This is a genomic window from Galbibacter sp. PAP.153, assembly GCF_037029175.1.
Lineage (GTDB): Bacteria > Bacteroidota > Bacteroidia > Flavobacteriales > Flavobacteriaceae > Galbibacter > Galbibacter pacificus.
Genome location: NZ_JAZEUN010000010.1, coordinates 68,164 through 82,558 on the forward strand (window position 1 = coordinate 68,164; position 14,395 = coordinate 82,558).

The window sequence follows — 14,395 nt, forward strand, 5'->3', positions numbered from 1 at the left end:
TTAACATGCTCAGGATGACATTTTGAAGATTCGATTATAAAAAACAGTGGTTAAACCACCTTAATTATAAAATAATTTTTCTTCCCGCGCTGCAATAAAACAAACTTGTCATTTATTAAATCGTCTTTGGTAATGGTGTAATCTTCTTTTACCTTGTCTTTGTTTACCGAAATGGAGTTTTCCTTAAGTGCCCGTCTGGCTTCCCCATTTGATTTCAGAAAATTTGTTTTTGCCGCCAAGGCCGCAATTACCTCCAGTCCTTCGTTTATTTCATCCCTTTGGATTTCTGCTTGCGGAACACCGTCAAAAACATCCAAAAACGTTTTTTCGTTTAGTTGCTTCAAATCTTCTGCCGAACCTCCAAATAGAATATTGGATGCCTTTACGGCATTTTCATATTCTTCTTTGGCATGTACAAACGTGGTCACTTCCTCCGCCAAACGTTTTTGGAGCAATCGCATGTGCGGCGCTTCGTTGTGTTCTTTAATTAGGGCATCGATTGTTTCTTTGTCTAAAAATGTAAAAATCTTAATATATTTTTCGGCATCCCCATCTGAGGTGTTCAACCAAAACTGATAAAATTTATAAGGCGATGTTTTGTCGGCGTCCAACCAAACGTTCCCGCCTTCTGACTTTCCAAATTTTGACCCGTCTGCTTTTGTTATTAACGGGCATGTCATTGCAAATGCTTTTGCAGGTTCGTCACCAGTTTCTCCAGCATTCATGCGTCTTACCAATTCGGTTCCGGTGGTAATGTTCCCCCATTGGTCGCTACCTCCCATTTGAAGCATACAGCCAAATTCTTTATACAAATGATAAAAATCGTATCCTTGAATAAGCTGGTATGTAAACTCGGTAAACGACATGCCCACGCCCGAATCGGAACTTAAGCGTTTTTTAACCGAATCTTTTGCCATCATATAATTTACCGTAATTCGTTTTCCTACGTCTCTGGCAAATTCAATAAAAGAAAAATCCTTCATCCAGTCGTAATTATTGACCAACAAAGGTGCATTTTCAGCTTTCGAATCAAAATCCAAATACTTGGAAAGCACTCCTTTAATTCCCGCTACATTTTTAGCCAGCGTAGCCTCGTCCAATAAATTACGCTCATCCGACTTCCCCGAAGGGTCCCCAATCATACCGGTAGCACCTCCAATCAAAGCAATGGGCCTGTGCCCGGCTTTGTATAAATGACACAATAAAATAATGGGCACCAAACTACCAATGTGCAAAGAATCCGACGTTGGGTCGAACCCAATATACGCAGTGGTCATTTCTTTGTTGAGTTGCTCTTCGGTTCCGGGCATAATATCGTGCACCATGCCCCGCCATTTTAATTCTTCTACCAGATTTACGGTCATTTCAATACTATTTTTAACAGGCGCAAAGATAAAACAATGTTGTTATGTGGTAAAGTTATTTGCTGTTAAAGCGACATTAATCCATTATTCCATAATCTATGTTTTCTATAATTTAAGTTGCATGCTTCATGTTTATGCCGATAATTGTATTTTAGCTGTATGATATTAGTAACCGGTGGCACAGGACTTATAGGAGCCCATTTGCTCTTGGAACTTTCCCTAAAGGAAGATGGGATTCGTGCAATTTATCGAAATAAGGCAAAAATAGATGCCGTTAAAACCTTTTTTAACAAGGAAGGTGCCATGCCCCGTTTTGAAAAAATAGAATGGGTTGAAGCCGATATTACCGATATTCCCGCTTTGCAAAATGCCTTCATAGGAATTGAAAAAGTATATCATTGTGCAGGACTCATTTCTTTTGACCCCAAGGACTATCATTTGTTACGGAAAACCAATATTGAAGGAACCTCCAATATGGTAAACCTTTGCATAGCCCATAACGTGCAAAAACTTTGCTATCTAAGCTCCATTGCAACTTTGGGGAATAAAATTGGCAATAAAACCGTTAATGAAGATGTATACTGGAACCCAGAAGCCGAGAACAATGTATACGCCATTACCAAATACGGTGCCGAAATGCAGGCATGGCGCGGCACACAAGAAGGCTTGCCTACCGTAATATTAAATCCGGGCGTTGTGTTTGGCGAAGGTTTTCAAGAAGCCCCAAGCAGTGGTTTTTTTAAAAAAGTACAAAAAGGCCTTTCTTTTTATCCGCCTGGCGGCACTGGCTTTGTAGATGTGAAAAATGTTGTCGAAGCTTTGGTATCTGGTATGGATACCCCTATTTGCAATGAGCGTTTTATCCTTGTTGGAGAAAATGCAACTTACCAAGACGTCCTGTTGAAAATAGCGCACGCCCTAAACAAAAAGCCTCCGCATAAAAAAATAAAATCATGGCAGCTTGCGCTTTTTTGGCGACTGGACTGGTTTTTGAGCTTTTTTCCCGGGAGAAAGCGCAAATTAACCCGCAATGCAGCACATTCGCTGCTATCGCAAACATTATACAGTAACGATAAAGCAAAGAAAAAACTTAACCTACAATTTACCCCGTTGGAAACAACCATACAGCGAATTGCCAAAAAACTTACTTTTTAGCCCCTGCCTTTTTGACCGGCTGTTGCTTTTTTACGTTTTTTTCCTGCTTCTTTTTCAACTTTCCGTCTATTGTGTCTTTTAATTTTTGCAACCGCTCTTCAACTTTTGTAAACATTTCCAACTGTAGGGCAGGGTTCGATGTGTAATAAACGCTGCTTTGCGCCAAAAGGGTGCTATCTATATCATATTTCTTATATAGATATTCAATAGGATCGATGTCGTTTTCTTCCAGTTTGTTTACGGCACTGGATTTTGCGGCATTTAAAATGGCAATATCATAATAAATATCCACCATTGTTTTTTTTGAAATCAGGTTTTCAGGCTTGTCCACAACATCCTCCTTGCAGGAAACAAGCAATACAAAAACCAACAAAAGCACAATAAACCTCTTCATGTTCTCTAATCTCTGTTAAAAGTAAGTCGTTTTACGTTTCTTTCTTTGGAAAACGCTCCATTATGGTAAGCTAAATTTCCATTTACAAACGTGTGGGTAACCTTGGTCGAGAACGTTGTGCCCTCAAAAGGAGACCACCCGCATTTGTATAAAATATTGTTCTTATTAACTGTCCAATTCGTCACTGGATCTACCAATACAAGATCGGCATAATATCCTTCCCTTACAAATCCTCTTTTTGCAATATTGAACAGTATGGCCGGGTTGTGACACATTTTTTGGATTAATTTTTCCAAGGAAATCTTTCCTTCCTTTTGTTTTTCCATTAATGCCGCCAGCGTATGTTGAACAAGTGGCCCCCCGGAAGGGGCATTTGTATAAATGTTCTGTTTTTCTTCAAGTGTATGTGGTGCATGGTCGGTTGCTAGCACGTCTATCCTATTGTCCAGTAAAGCCTCCCAAAGTGCTTCTCTGTCTTTGGCCGTTTTTACTGCCGGGTTCCACTTTATAAAAGTGCCTTTTTCATTATAATCTGCATCCGAGAACCAAAGGTGATGCGTACAAACTTCTGCTGTTATCCTTTTTTCTTCTAACGGAATGTCGTTTCTAAAAAGCTCTGTTTCCTTTGCTGTGGACACATGGAACACATGTAAGCGCGCATTGGTTTTTCTGGCCAATGCTATTGCTTTTGACGATGACAAATAGCACGCATCCGCACTGCGGATAATTGGATGGTATTTTATGGGTATATCGTTACCAAACTCGGCCTTATATTTTTCCAAGTTGTTCTTTATGGTTGTTTCGTCTTCACAATGGGCAGAAATTACCATTTCGGTGTTAGAAAATATCCTTTCAATTACGGCTTCGTTATCAACCAGCATATTTCCGGTAGAAGACCCTAAAAACAACTTCACCCCGGCACATGCATTTTTGTCTAAACGTTTTAATTCTTCCAAATTATCGTTGGTCCCCCCAAACATAAACGAATAATTGGCATAGGCTGTTTGCTTACCGATCTCCATTTTCTCTTCAAGTTTTTCAATGGTAACCGTTTGCGGATTGGTATTTGGCTGTTCTATAAATGTGGTTACACCTCCGGCAATGGCCGCTCTACTTTCTGTGGCTATATTTCCTTTGTGGGTAAGCCCGGGCTCCCTAAAATGTACTTGATCGTCTATAATTCCGGGCATTAAAATTTTTCCGTTGGCATCGATTATTACGGCATGGGCATCAGTAATATCTTCTCCTATCTTCTTGATATATTCGCCTTCAATAAGCACGTCGCCTTCAAAAACCCTTTCTTCATTAACTATGGTGGCATTTTTTATTATGGTCTTCTTCATTTCTTAAAAATATAGCTTGATTACTTAAAAAAGCTATTCCATTTTAGCGAGAGCACGCCAAAAATAGCTTCGTTTATAATTTTCCCGTTCATTTTAGATTTCCCCCTGGTACGGTCTTTAAAAATAATGGGGACTTCTATCATTTTAAACTGCTGCAAATGTGCTTTAAACTTCATTTCAATCTGGAAAGCATAACCAACAAACTTAATTTTGTCCAGGTCAATTGTTTCTATTACCTCCCTTTTATAGCAAACAAACCCAGCAGTTGGGTCGTGTATTTTCATACCCGTAATGGTTTTAACATACATGGAGGCCCCATAGGAAAGCAGCACTCTTTGCAAGGGCCAGTTAACCACATTTACACCCTTTACATAACGCGAACCTATGGCCATGCTAGCGCCATGGCGCACGCAGGCATTGTAAAGCCTGACAAGGTCACGTGGATTATGCGAGAAATCGGCATCCATTTCAAAAACATATTCGTAATCTTTATCCAGTGCCCATTTAAATCCGTGAATATATGCCGTTCCCAAACCCGATTTTTCTTTTCTTACTTCCAAATGAAGTGCCTGCGGATACTTCTCTTGCAGTTCTTCTACCTTTTGCGCGGTACCGTCGGGAGAATTATCGTCTACAATAAGGATATGAAAAGATTTTTTAAGTTGAAATACAGCCGTGATTATAATTTCTACATTTTCAATTTCGTTGTATGTAGGTATAATTACTAAACTATCTGATTGCATGCTATCTTTCTTGATGCCACAAAAATAGCATTAAATAAAAAGTATTTGCGATATCTTTTAGTTTTTTAAACTGATTTTAAGGAATTTTGCATGCGAATATTTATGTATTTTTACCAAACAATCTGGAATTAACTATAATGAACAAGGCACTTTCAATCAAAATACTCATTGGTTTTTTAATTGTTATTACTATTGTCAATCTCATACAAAGTGCTTATACCGGAATTATTTTTGACGAGGCTTATTACTGGTATTTTGCCAAAAACTTAAGCTGGGGGTATTTTGACCACCCCCCGATGGTTGCTTTTTTGGTTAAATTGGGCACCCTTTTATTTCAAGGGGAATTGGGCGTTCGCCTTGCCGCCCCTTTTCTATATAGTGCCAATGTAATATTGTTATGGTTCTTGATAGATAGCGAAAAAAAATACCGCTACATCTGGCTTTTTATAATGTTTGTAAGCAGCGTGGGGCTTTTAACGGCATATGGCTTTATGATTTTGCCCGACACTCCATTAATAACTTTTAGCTTGCTGTTTTTATGGGCATACAAACGTTTTTTATACCAGCAGGACAGTATTGCCGTTTTGGTGCTCGGTTTTAGTATGGCAGCTGTTATGTACTGTAAGTATCATGGAGTGCTTTTAATAGGCTTTGTACTTTTCTCGAACCTGTCTTTACTCAAAAACGGCAAGTTTTGGCTGGCCGTTTTATTTTCATTAATCCTTTATATACCTCATCTCATTTGGCTCTATGAAGCTGATTTTGCGCCTTTAAGGTACCATCTCTTCGATCGTGCCAATAGTGCCTATAAAATTAAGTTTACTTTAAACTACCTTACCAATTGTATTGCCGTAGCGGGATTGGCATTTCCTTTTATGTATTGGTCGTTGTATGCATTGGCCTCAAAAGATAAATTTGACAAGGCACTGAAATTTGTTGCATATGGCGTATTTGCTTTTTTCCTGTTTTCCAGTTTTTCAAGAAAAACGCAAGCGCAGTGGGTAATTTTAATGGTTATCCCGCTTATTCTTTTTTCGTTAAGATATGCCTTTATCCATACAAAATATCGCAAATGGTTATTCCGTATAAGTGTTTTTTCGGTAATTTTAATCTCCATCTTAAGGGTTGCCCTTATTTTCCCGTCCATTTCCCCTATAAATTACGAAGCATATGGAAATAAAGAATGGGTAGCCCATTTAAACAAGCAGGTTGGGGATATTCCGGTTGTATTTCACAGTTCTTATAGAGATGCTTCTATGTATGCCTTTTATTCTGGGAATACTGTTTATTCGTCTAACGATATTGATGCGCGCCAAAATCAGTTTGATATCGACAGCTCCGAATTTAAGGTTCGGAACAAAAAAGTGGCCTACATTACCGGCGACAACAGGTATAAAATAGATTCCACTATTACATATATCCGGGAATTTAGGCACCACAAATTTAAAGGAGCTATTATTGACAATTTCACGAGTTACAGAAAGATGAAATTGTCATTTGCCAAGAAAACTTTTAAGAAAAGCATTCCCAATGCTTTTGCGGCTACCCTTTACAACCCGTACCCAGAAAACATAAGCGTTAAAAAATTGACTTTTGAAGGTGTTTCTTTCGATAAGCACAAACGGATTATTAAAACATTTCCGTTAATTATTTCTTCTGAAGAAAATACAATTAGCCCCAAGGGTTCGATCGTCCTTAACGTGAAAGTTCCCGATACGGTTATTATACCCAATAGCAAATATTTTAGAATGGGCATTTTAGAGCATGGCATTTACCCGGGATTTCAAGGAAAACTGATAAAAATCGACTAACTTGAACGAAACGTTGCGACATATTGATTTTAACACAGCAGAAACCCTTTTACTATTTGCTTCAGTATTGAGTTTAACCATTGCAAAGTTTATAGACGAGCAAAAGTTCCACTCTTTCATTATGCTCTTTGTTAATTATAAATACCTCAAAATTTTCAGCAAAGAACCAAACCAGACCACCACTCCATTTAATTTTTTTCTATTTGTCCCCCAATTAATCTGTTTCACCTTAATTGTCTGGATTTGTATCGATATTTTTAAACTTCCCATACATATAAATCCCTATTTAATACTTCCATTTTTGTTCCTGTTTATTCTTTTTAAATTCTATTTGGAAAAAATGATAGCAACAATTTTTGATATCACTTCTTTTGTTGAAAGTTTTCATTTTCATAAAGTAACCTATAGAAATCTTGCCGCACTACTATTGCTCCCGTTAATTAGTTTACTCATTTACAGTAATTTAAACACTAAAATTATGTTTTATATAATTTTAATTGTTTTTATATCTTTAAATATCATCTCTTTAGCACTTACATTAAGAAATCATCAAAAATTAATAGGAAAATATTTGTTTTATTTTATTTTGTATCTTTGCGCGCTAGAAATAGCCCCTTATTTGATACTAATAAAATTTTATTTTATTGATAAGGCTTCAAACTAATGGATATTTATGAAAGTTAAGACAATACTGGTTTCCCAACCCGAGCCTAAAGTGGAAAATTCCCCATATTTAAGGCTGGTGGAAAAGCAAAAAATCAAGGTAGATTTTAGACCTTTTATTCATGTTGAAGGAGTTAATGCAAGAGATGTAAGACAGCAAAAAATTGACTTAACGCAATTTACAGCAATCGTACTAACAAGTAGAAACTCTGTAGACCATTTTTTTAGAATTGCCGAAGAAATGCGGTTCAAGGTGCCGGATTCTATGAAATATTTTTGCCAATCTGAAGCCGTAGCCTATTATTTACAAAAATATGTAGTCTACAGAAAACGTAAAATTTATGTTGGTAAACGTACTTTCCAAGAACTTGCACCACTTATCAAGAAGTATAAGGACGAAAAGTTCCTGTTACCATCTTCCGATGTGCTGAAACCTTCTGTTCCGGAAACATTGAACGAACTTAAAGTAGACTGGAAAAGGGCAATCTTATACAAAACCGTTATAAGCGACCTTTCTGACTTAAGAGATGTTTATTATGACATTCTGGTATTCTTTAGCCCTTCTGGAATTGAATCTTTACTGAAGAACTTCCCTGACTTTAAACAAAACGATACCCGGATTGCAGTATTTGGAAACACTACCGTTAAAGCGGCAACAGAGGCGGGACTGCGCATAGATATTGAAGCGCCCACTCCCGAAACCCCATCCATGACAATGGCCCTTGAGAAATACATTGCTCAAGTGAACAAAAAATAACATTTAGAATTACATACCATATACAAAAAGCCTCTGGGAATCCAGAGGCTTTTCTACTAACTATTTGGCAAGCTCGGGAGGCTTCACTCCCTATAAAATAATGTCAGACCAAAGGTCCGCCGACCTTTGTTTCTTCATTGGCATATGATGCAAACTTTTTAAAGTTTTCCTTAAAGGCATCTGCCAATTGATGGGCTTTTTTGTAATAGCCTTCATCGTTATTCCATGTTTTTCTCGAACTCAATATTTCACTGGGCACATTGGGGCAACTTCGTGGCTGCGCCAGGCCAAAAACTGAATGTATGTGGTAGTTTTCATAGCAAATCTCTCCCAAATCCCCATTCATGGCGGCTTGAATCATGGCACGTGTATACTTTAAGGCCATTCTTTTTCCAACACCATACGGACCGCCTGTCCATCCAGTGTTTACCAACCATACATTTACGCCAGACCCCTTCATTTTAGCACTTAGCATTTCGGCATATTTAGCAGGGTGCAATGGCATAAACGGCGCACCAAAACATGCCGAAAACGACGGTACGGGTTCATCTACACCATCTTCGGTTCCCGCTACTTTGGCGGTATAACCAGAAATAAAATGGTATGCTGCCTGGCCAGGCGTAAGTTTTGAAATTGGTGGCAGCACCCCAAAAGCATCCGCTGTTAAAAAGAATATGTTTTTGGGCGTATAGCCAATGGAAGGTTGCTGTATATTTTTAATATGATAAATAGGGTAACTTACGCGTGTGTTTGGTGTAATGGACGTATTGCCAAAATCTACTTCTCCATTCTCTTTTACAACGACATTTTCCAAAAGTGCGCCTTCTTTTATGGCACCATATATATCGGGTTCGTTTTCTTCTGAAAGGTTGATTACTTTGGCATAACAGCCACCCTCAAAATTGAAAACTGAATTTTCGCTTGTCCACCCATGTTCGTCATCGCCAATAAGCTTTCTGGTAGGATCTGCCGAAAGGGTTGTTTTTCCCGTACCGGACAGCCCGAAAAAAATGGAGGTGTCTCCTTTTTTGCCAACATTTGCACTACAGTGCATTGGCAACGTGTTTGCATATACGGGAAGTAAAAAATTTAAAGCCGAAAAAATACCTTTTTTTATTTCACCGGTATAGCCTGTTCCGCCAATCAAGACAATTTTCCTCTTAAAATTAAGTATTGCAAAATTATGTTGGCGTGTTCCGTCGGTTTCGGGATTGGCCTTAAATCCAGGCGCATTGACAACCGTCCAATCGGCCGTAAAATTTTCCAAAGTCTCTTCCCCCGGCCGTAAGAACATGTTATACGCAAATAAATTGCTCCATGGGTATTCATTAATTACGCGAATATTCAATCGGTACTCTTTGTCTGCACAAGCATAGCAATCACGTACATACAGTTCTTTTCCAGATAAATAATCGGTCACCTTATTGTATAAGGCATCAAATTTTTCAGTATCAAAAGGCAAGTTAATATCTCCCCACCATACTTTATCGGCCGTTATTTCGTCCTTTACAATAAATCTATCCTTGGGCGACCTTCCGGTAAATTCGCCCGTATTTATCACCAAGGCTCCAGAAGAAGCCTCTTGCCCCATTCCCTTTTCAATAGAAATCTGGTGTAATTTTTTCGGACTTAATTGATAATTAACCTTTGCATTATTAATTCCATATTCTTTTAACGAAATCGTTTTCGTAACAAGTGCTTTGTCCACCGTCATTATAAATTAATTGTTGTTAGTAGCTACCGCAAATGTATAAAAAATATCTAACTACAACGTTTGAGTTATCGATTTTTTGCTAAATTTTTAGACGAACGAACTTATAAATTAAGATTCCCCAAGAAACAATAAGCAATGTTCCGCCTATTGGGGTAATAAAGCCTATTTTTTTAAAATCAAAAGAAGTAAGGCTGTTGGTGGCAAGTCCGTAAATGGAACCAGAAAACAATACAACCCCAAGAATTACCAAATACATAAGGGTATTTTTTGTCCCTTCACTCAAAAAAGTGGTGCTTCCAACAAAAAGAAGTAAAAGTGCATGATACATTTGATATTTAACGCCGGTTTCAAAAGTTTTTACAGCTTCTGCATCGATGGCATTTTTTAAAGCATGTGCCCCAAAGGCACCTAATATTACAGCCAAAAAGCCTAAAATAGCTCCGGCAATCAAAATTCCTTTAGTCATAATTCATTGTAATTTAATTGTTACGTATACAACATTTTTATACATTAGTGTTAAATTATAAATTTTGTTGTATGAGAAATATCTTATTGATTGGTGCAGGAAAATCTACTTCACATTTATTAAAATACTTATTAGAAAAAGCAGAAAAAGAGCAACTTCACATTACAGTCGGCGACAAAGACCCGAGTAATTGCGAGAAATTGCTTAAAAACCATCCTAACAGCACCGCAGTAAAATTAGATATTTTTAATGAGGAAGACAGGCAAAATACAATAAAAAAAGCCCATTTGGTAATCTCCATGTTGCCCGCAAGATACCATATTGACGTAGCCAAAGATTGTCTTAGGTATGAAAAAAATTTGGTTACGGCATCATATGTAAGCCCAGAAATGGAACAATTAAACAATGTTGTTAAGCAAAAGGGGCTTGTATTTTTAAATGAAATTGGCGTAGATCCCGGAATTGACCATATGAGCGCCATGAAGGTTATAGATAGCATAAGGGACAGAGGTGGCAAAATGATTCTTTTTGAATCTTTTACCGGTGGGTTGGTGGCCCCGGAAAGTGACACCAATTTATGGAACTATAAATTTACATGGAACCCCAGAAATGTGGTGGTGGCAGGGCAGGGTGGCACGGCCAAATTTATTCAGGAAGGTAATTACAAATATATTCCGTACCATAAGCTTTTTAGACGGACAGAGTTTCTTGAAGTAGAAGGTTATGGAAAGTTTGAAGGCTATGCCAACCGAGATTCCCTAAAATACAGAAGTGCTTATGGCTTAGAGAACGTCCTTACGCTCTACCGTGGTACTATTAGGAGGATTGGCTTTTCCAAGGCATGGAACATGTTTGTACAATTGGGAATGACCGATGATACGTTTGTGCTGGAAGATTCAGAAAATATGACGTACCGCGAGTTTGTCAATTCCTTTCTCCCCTATTCGCCAACCGATTCGGTAGAACTAAAGCTGAGGCACTATTTAAAAATTGATCAAGACGATAGTATGTGGGAGAAACTTGTTGAGCTCGATCTTTTTGATCCACATAAGAAAATAGCTATAAAAAATGCAACCCCGGCCCAAGCACTGCAAAAAATCCTGGAAGACCATTGGTTGCTAAACAACGACGATAAGGATATGATTGTAATGTACCATAAATTTGGTTATGAGCTTAATGGCGAAAAAAAACAAATAGATTCCAGCATGGTTGCCATTGGCGAAGATAAAACTTATACGGCCATGTCTAAAACCGTTGGGCTTCCGTTGGGCATTGCGGCACTTAAAATTTTAAATAAAGAAATTTCGGCAACGGGCGTGGTTATTCCCATCCTCAAAGATATTTACGCCCCTGTTCTGAATGAATTGGAAAATCATGGCATAAAATTTACCGAAAAAAACATTCCATATATGGGCTACAACCCAAACAATGTTGCAGGTTGATACTAAATACTTTTATTAATTTTTGACTTTGTTATAATAATCGGATTCCTGTTTAGAGTAACTTGCAATAAATTTTACGAGCATGATTAAAAAGCTTTGCCTCTATACCACCATCGCCGTATTTGCTGTCAATTGCACTTCGGTCAAAACAGCTGCCAATAAAAGCACATACCTAAAATTCTTGGATGAATATATTTTCCCGAACAATGTTTTGTTTAAAGGTAAAGAAATTGGCGGCCTTTCGGGCATAGATGCCTATAAAGACTCATATTTTTTTGTTTGTGACGACTCTAAAAGTCCGAGGTTTTATACTGCTGATATTGTTATAGAAAATAAAAAAATAGACACTGTAATATTTAAAAGCATGTCTCATTTGAAGAAGAACAACACCTTTGTTGAAAATTATTTTTTCGACCTAGAATCCCTTCTTTACCAATCTGCCAACAACAGTTTTATTCTTTCTAGTGAAGGAAATATAAAAAACAAGCAAGATCCCTCGGTTATTGAAGTTGACAAAGAAGGAAATTTCATAAAAAGCTATCAAATCCCCGAATACTTCAAGGCTAACAGCAAATACAAGCCAAGGCACAACGGACTTTTTGAAGGACTGGCTATTTCTTATGACAAAAAAGGATTTTGGGTCGGAACAGAGCTTCCGTTGGAAAGTGATGGTTCGGAACCCGTTTTTTCAGAAAAATACAGCCCCGCCCGTATTACTTATTACAATTGGAACGACACGCTACCAAAAAAACAATTTATATATCAACTGGATAAAATGGACAAAAAGCCAAAAGGCACATTTTCTGTTAACGGCCTCACGGACATGCTCGCCCTTTCTACCGATAAAATGCTTGTGTTGGAACGCTCTTATTCATCAGGTTGGGGAAAAGAGTCGAACGGATTGCGGATATACGAAATTGACCCCTTAAATAGTACAAACACATTAGAAACGCTTAATCTATCGGAAGAAAAAATAGCAACGGTACCTAAAAAATTAGTCTTTGACCTAGAAGACATTCGCCTGCAATTAAAACATCGATCTATAGATAATATTGAAGGTATTTGCTATGGCCCCCCACTTTCAAACGGACATAAAACCATCCTTTTAATTTCTGATAATAATTTCAATACCCTCGATCCGCAGGTAAATCAATTTTTATTATTTGAAATCATCAATTAACCATTGGCTTACATATTTACAGTCAATATCGGTATCTTTGCTTACAATCAATAAGGCTGAAAATGAAATTTTCTAATGAAAAAATAGAAATAGACGGAATAGACAAAGAGATTTTAAGAGCATTGATGGAAGATGCAAGGAAGCCTATTCTCGAAATAGCAAGAAAAATCGGTATTTCGGGTGCGGCCATTCATCAACGTTTAAGAAAGCTGGAAAGTTCCGGGCTCATTTCGGGGTCAAAATTTGTAATCAACCCAAGAGTTTTAGGTTATCATACCATGGCGTTTATTGGCATCTATTTAGACAAAGCCATGAGAAACCCAGAGGCAGTGAAACAATTACGTGAAATACCAGAAGTGTTGGAATGTCATTATACCACCGGAAATTGGTCCATTCTCATTAAAATACTCTGTAAGGATAATGAGCATTTAATGAACGTACTTAACCATAAAATACAATCTATTGAAGGTGTTTCCAGAACGGAAACCTTTATTTCCTTAAATCAACAAATAGACCGGCAGATAAGTATATAAAAAAGCCTTCAAATCTATAAAATGAAGGCTTTCCATGTATAATTTTCCTAATTTTCTAATCCCTACTTCCAAAAACCTGCAAGGCAAAGTACAAGAGCGTTGCCAAAGAGCCAATTGCAGCTACCACATACGTTCTTGCGGCCCATTTTAGGGAATCTTCAGCCCCTTTGTATTCTTCAGGCGTAACCATGTTTTTATTTTTCAGCCAAGCCAAGGCGCGGTTACTGGCATCGTATTCTACCGGAAGGGTAATAAAGCTAAATAGTGTCCCCAAGGCAAACATAATAAGGCCTATTACCGCAACGGTATATCCAAAAGCAGTTGTGGCACCAAGCACCAAGCCGCCAAAAATAACCCAGACAGACATTCCCGAAGCTACACTTACAACGGGCACCAATTTAGAGCGCATTTGTAACCATTCGTACCCCTTTGCATGTTGAACCGCATGCCCGCACTCGTGTGACGCCACTGCAGCTGCGGCCGCGTTTCTTTGATTGTAAACCCCTTCGCTTAAATTTACCGTTTTTTTTGCAGGATTGTAATGGTCTGTTAACATCCCGGGCGTAGAAATTACCTCAACATCATAAATTCCATTGTCCTGAAGCATTTTTCTGGCAATTTCCGCTCCACTCATCCCGTTTCTTAAATGTACTTTGGAATAATGCTTAAACTTACTTTTAAGCCGTGAACTTACCAGCATGCTGATAAGCCCGATTCCCCCGATGATAATCCAATATCCTATTCCCATATCAATTATTTTTTATTCTTAAATTTATAATTAAAAATACAAAAACCCCGCCAAATTCAGCGAGGTTTTATTCTTCTGCCGT

General features: G+C 37.9%; 14 protein-coding genes. 7 read left to right on the plus strand and 7 right to left on the minus strand.

What is annotated here, in order from left to right:
* Positions 1-50: 50 nt before the first annotated feature.
* The gene (gene tyrS, locus UXI14_RS08185) at positions 51-1,364 is read right to left on the minus strand and encodes a tyrosine--tRNA ligase (protein ID WP_335965717.1); all 1,314 of its coding nucleotides are present in this window, start codon (positions 1,362-1,364) and stop codon (positions 51-53) included.
* Positions 1,365-1,523: 159 nt separating this feature from the next.
* Here tyrS and UXI14_RS08190 point away from each other — a divergent pair, with 159 nt between their 5' ends.
* Positions 1,524-2,519 carry an NAD-dependent epimerase/dehydratase family protein gene (locus tag UXI14_RS08190; RefSeq protein WP_335965718.1) on the plus strand — a complete coding sequence of 332 codons (996 nt, stop codon included), beginning with the start codon at positions 1,524-1,526 and terminating at the stop codon, positions 2,517-2,519.
* Here UXI14_RS08190 and UXI14_RS08195 read toward each other — a convergent pair.
* Genes UXI14_RS08195 through UXI14_RS08205 form a run of 3 tightly spaced genes read right to left on the minus strand, consistent with a single transcriptional unit; the run spans position 2,509 to position 4,999 of the window.
* The gene (locus UXI14_RS08195) at positions 2,509-2,913 is read right to left on the minus strand and encodes a DUF4296 domain-containing protein (RefSeq protein ID WP_335965719.1); all 405 of its coding nucleotides are present in this window, start codon (positions 2,911-2,913) and stop codon (positions 2,509-2,511) included. The genes UXI14_RS08190 and UXI14_RS08195 overlap by 11 nt on opposite strands.
* Positions 2,914-2,918: 5 nt before the next feature.
* A complete protein-coding gene (locus UXI14_RS08200) occupies positions 2,919-4,256 on the minus strand; it encodes a dihydroorotase (RefSeq protein WP_335965720.1) in 1,338 nt (445 codons plus the stop codon).
* Between the two features lie 20 nt (positions 4,257-4,276).
* On the minus strand, positions 4,277-4,999 hold the full coding sequence (locus UXI14_RS08205) for a polyprenol monophosphomannose synthase (protein WP_277899891.1): 723 nt from the start codon (positions 4,997-4,999) through the stop codon (positions 4,277-4,279).
* A 137-nt stretch (positions 5,000-5,136) separates the two neighbouring features.
* Between UXI14_RS08205 and UXI14_RS08210 the strand changes: the two genes are divergently transcribed.
* From UXI14_RS08210 to UXI14_RS08220, 3 genes are read left to right on the plus strand one after another with little or no spacing between them, the layout of a single operon-like run.
* Positions 5,137-6,810 (plus strand): glycosyltransferase family 39 protein, encoded by a 1,674-nt coding sequence (locus UXI14_RS08210; RefSeq protein WP_335965721.1) that lies wholly within the window; start codon positions 5,137-5,139, stop codon positions 6,808-6,810.
* Positions 6,811-6,823: 13 nt separating this feature from the next.
* The gene (locus tag UXI14_RS08215; protein WP_335965762.1) at positions 6,824-7,474 is read left to right on the plus strand and encodes a DUF4271 domain-containing protein; all 651 of its coding nucleotides are present in this window, start codon (positions 6,824-6,826) and stop codon (positions 7,472-7,474) included.
* 9 nt (positions 7,475-7,483) lie between these two features.
* Positions 7,484-8,230 (plus strand): uroporphyrinogen-III synthase, encoded by a 747-nt coding sequence (locus UXI14_RS08220; RefSeq protein ID WP_277899893.1) that lies wholly within the window; start codon positions 7,484-7,486, stop codon positions 8,228-8,230.
* A gap of 103 nt (positions 8,231-8,333) precedes the next feature.
* Here UXI14_RS08220 and pckA read toward each other — a convergent pair whose 3' ends face one another.
* Positions 8,334-9,944, minus strand: coding sequence for a phosphoenolpyruvate carboxykinase (ATP) (pckA, locus tag UXI14_RS08225; RefSeq protein WP_335965722.1), 1,611 nt, complete (start codon positions 9,942-9,944; stop codon positions 8,334-8,336).
* Positions 9,945-10,023: 79 nt separating this feature from the next.
* A complete protein-coding gene (locus UXI14_RS08230; RefSeq protein WP_335965723.1) occupies positions 10,024-10,410 on the minus strand; it encodes a DUF423 domain-containing protein in 387 nt (128 codons plus the stop codon).
* 71 nt (positions 10,411-10,481) lie between these two features.
* Here UXI14_RS08230 and UXI14_RS08235 point away from each other — a divergent pair, with 71 nt between their 5' ends.
* From UXI14_RS08235 to UXI14_RS08245, 3 genes are all read left to right on the plus strand, one after another.
* Positions 10,482-11,852, plus strand: coding sequence for a saccharopine dehydrogenase C-terminal domain-containing protein (locus UXI14_RS08235; RefSeq protein ID WP_335965724.1), 1,371 nt, complete (start codon positions 10,482-10,484; stop codon positions 11,850-11,852).
* A gap of 82 nt (positions 11,853-11,934) precedes the next feature.
* The gene (locus UXI14_RS08240) at positions 11,935-13,032 is read left to right on the plus strand and encodes an esterase-like activity of phytase family protein (protein ID WP_335965725.1); all 1,098 of its coding nucleotides are present in this window, start codon (positions 11,935-11,937) and stop codon (positions 13,030-13,032) included.
* A 62-nt stretch (positions 13,033-13,094) separates the two neighbouring features.
* Positions 13,095-13,565: an Lrp/AsnC ligand binding domain-containing protein gene (locus UXI14_RS08245; RefSeq protein ID WP_335965726.1), complete on the plus strand. Its 471-nt coding sequence runs from the start codon at positions 13,095-13,097 to the stop codon at positions 13,563-13,565.
* A 55-nt stretch (positions 13,566-13,620) separates the two neighbouring features.
* On the opposite strand, the gene UXI14_RS08250 is transcribed toward UXI14_RS08245, so the two are convergent.
* Positions 13,621-14,313 (minus strand): zinc metallopeptidase, encoded by a 693-nt coding sequence (locus tag UXI14_RS08250; protein ID WP_277899899.1) that lies wholly within the window; start codon positions 14,311-14,313, stop codon positions 13,621-13,623.
* Positions 14,314-14,395: the final 82 nt, after the last annotated feature.

Coding starts and splice junctions, on each gene's coding strand:
- tyrS (WP_335965717.1), bottom strand. CDS start 1,364: ATGACCGTAAATCTGGTAGAAGAATTAAAATGGCGGGGCATGGTGCAC.
- UXI14_RS08190 (WP_335965718.1), top strand. CDS start 1,524: ATGATATTAGTAACCGGTGGCACAGGACTTATAGGAGCCCATTTGCTC.
- UXI14_RS08195 (WP_335965719.1), bottom strand. CDS start 2,913: ATGAAGAGGTTTATTGTGCTTTTGTTGGTTTTTGTATTGCTTGTTTCC.
- UXI14_RS08200 (WP_335965720.1), bottom strand. CDS start 4,256: ATGAAGAAGACCATAATAAAAAATGCCACCATAGTTAATGAAGAAAGG.
- UXI14_RS08205 (WP_277899891.1), bottom strand. CDS start 4,999: ATGCAATCAGATAGTTTAGTAATTATACCTACATACAACGAAATTGAA.
- UXI14_RS08210 (WP_335965721.1), top strand. CDS start 5,137: ATGAACAAGGCACTTTCAATCAAAATACTCATTGGTTTTTTAATTGTT.
- UXI14_RS08220 (WP_277899893.1), top strand. CDS start 7,484: ATGAAAGTTAAGACAATACTGGTTTCCCAACCCGAGCCTAAAGTGGAA.
- pckA (WP_335965722.1), bottom strand. CDS start 9,944: ATGACGGTGGACAAAGCACTTGTTACGAAAACGATTTCGTTAAAAGAA.
- UXI14_RS08230 (WP_335965723.1), bottom strand. CDS start 10,410: ATGACTAAAGGAATTTTGATTGCCGGAGCTATTTTAGGCTTTTTGGCT.
- UXI14_RS08235 (WP_335965724.1), top strand. CDS start 10,482: ATGAGAAATATCTTATTGATTGGTGCAGGAAAATCTACTTCACATTTA.
- UXI14_RS08240 (WP_335965725.1), top strand. CDS start 11,935: ATGATTAAAAAGCTTTGCCTCTATACCACCATCGCCGTATTTGCTGTC.
- UXI14_RS08245 (WP_335965726.1), top strand. CDS start 13,095: ATGAAATTTTCTAATGAAAAAATAGAAATAGACGGAATAGACAAAGAG.
- UXI14_RS08250 (WP_277899899.1), bottom strand. CDS start 14,313: ATGGGAATAGGATATTGGATTATCATCGGGGGAATCGGGCTTATCAGC.